This is a genomic window from Bacillus pfraonensis (assembly GCF_050768835.1).
In the GTDB taxonomy this organism is placed as follows: domain Bacteria; phylum Bacillota; class Bacilli; order Bacillales; family Bacillaceae_G; genus Bacillus_A; species Bacillus_A pfraonensis.
This window is the reverse complement of sequence record NZ_JAHCDO010000110.1, coordinates 1-291: the sequence shown is the minus strand read 5'-3', so window position 1 is coordinate 291 and position 291 is coordinate 1. Positions and strand designations below refer to the sequence as shown.

Genomic DNA, 291 nt, shown 5'->3' with positions numbered 1-291 from the left:
AGGTGGGAGGAAAAGAAGAAATAATGAAAATGATAAAGGAATGGCAATCAATTTTTACAATTGCAGAACTGTGTTCCATATTTAATATTTCACGTGCTACTTATTATCGTTGGAAAACGCAGGAGAAAACAGTAACTAATCATGCAGAAAAAACCGTAATAGAAATATGTCAACATCATAAATATCGGTATGGATATCGTCGGGTTACAGCTTGTCTACGTGATCAATTTAACATCGTAATGAATCATAAAAAAGTATTACGTATCATGAGAAAATATAACGTATTATCTC

Annotated in this window: 1 protein-coding gene; it reads left to right on the top strand. The window is 31.6% G+C overall.

Features of this window, described 5'->3' with window-relative positions:
* Positions 1 to 23 precede the first annotated feature (23 nt).
* A partial coding sequence (locus KFD70_RS29325; protein WP_431613559.1) for an IS3 family transposase occupies positions 24 to 291 on the top strand: 268 nt, incomplete at its 3' end.